This is a genomic window from Paraburkholderia sp. HC6.4b (genome assembly GCF_014200875.1).
GTDB classification, from domain to species: domain Bacteria; phylum Pseudomonadota; class Gammaproteobacteria; order Burkholderiales; family Burkholderiaceae; genus Paraburkholderia; species Paraburkholderia tuberum.
Window position 1 is genome coordinate 1 of the sequence record NZ_JACHDC010000060.1, and the last position, 1,329, is coordinate 1,329.

Below are 1,329 nucleotides of genomic sequence, written 5' to 3' on the forward strand. Positions count from 1 at the left end.
GTCGAATTCGACCACGCCGTAGCGTTCCGGATCCTGCACGTGATACGCGAACACGGTGGCGCCGTCGGTCTGATCGTCGGCGCGTTCGAGTTGCTTCGCGAGATCGTGGCCGTAGAAGATGTTGTCGCCGAGAATCAACGCCGACGGATCATTGTTCACGAACTCGCGGCCGATGATGAAGGCCTGCGCGAGTCCATCCGGCGACGGCTGCACCGCGTACTGGATGTTCATGCCCCACTGGCTGCCGTCACCGAGCATCGCCTCGAAGCGCGGCGTGTCCTGCGGCGTGGAGATGATCAGCACGTCGCGAATACCCGCCACCATCAGCGTGGACAGCGGGTAGTAGATCATCGGCTTGTCGTACACCGGCAGCAGCTGCTTGGAGACGACGTGCGTGATCGGATACAGGCGGGTGCCCGAGCCGCCCGCGAGAATAATGCCTTTGCGCGCCATTGCCGTGCCTTTACGCGCGCTGCGCGTAGTTGGTCTCGACCCACTTCCGGTATTCGCCCGAAGCGACTTCGTCGACCCATTGCTGGTTGTCGAGATACCACTGGACCGTTTTGGCGAGCCCCGTCTCGAACGTTTCCGCCGGCTTCCAGCCGAGTTCGCGCTCGAGCTTGCGGGCGTCGATCGCGTAACGGCGGTCGTGACCCGGACGATCTTTCACATAGGTGATCTGGTCGCGATACGAGCCGGCCGCCTTCGGGCGCTGCTTATCGAGCAGGTCGCACAGCGTGTGCACGACCTCGAGATTCTTCTTCTCGTTCCAGCCGCCGACGTTGTACGTCTCGCCCGGCGTGCCGCGCGCGAGCACTTCACGGATCGCGCTGCAGTGGTCGCCGACGTACAGCCAGTCGCGCACGTTCTGCCCGTCGCCATACACGGGCAGCGGCTTGCCGCCGAGCGCGTTGGCGATCATCAGCGGAATCAGCTTTTCGGGGAACTGGTACGGGCCGTAGTTGTTCGAGCAGTTGGTGGTCAGCACCGGCAGGCCGTACGTGTGGTGGTAGGCGCGCACGAGGTGATCCGAACCGGCCTTGGTCGCCGAATAGGGGCTATTCGGCGCATAAGGCGTCGTTTCGGAGAACTGCGGATCGGTTGCCGACAGCGAGCCGAACACTTCGTCGGTCGACACGTGCAGGAAGCGAAACGCGGCGCGCTCCGCAACGCCCAGCGTGTTCCAGTAGCTGCGCGTCGCTTCGAGCAGCGTGAAGGTGCCGACGACGTTGGTTTGCACGAAATCGGCCGGACCGTGGATCGAGCGATCCACATGGCTCTCGGCCGCGAAATGCAGCACGGCGCGCGGCTTGTGCTCGGCCAATAGCG

The 1,329-nt window shown here is 63.9% G+C and carries 2 protein-coding genes; both read right to left on the minus strand.

Annotated features, from left to right (window positions below; all coding sequences use genetic code 11):
- A partial coding sequence (locus tag HDG34_RS38565) for a sugar nucleotidyltransferase (protein WP_184069248.1) occupies window positions 1-453 on the minus strand: 453 nt, incomplete at its 3' end.
- 10 nt (window positions 454-463) lie between these two features.
- Window positions 464-1,329 (minus strand): dTDP-glucose 4,6-dehydratase (rfbB, locus tag HDG34_RS38570; protein ID WP_184069252.1); only part of this gene is annotated, 866 nt, incomplete at its 5' end.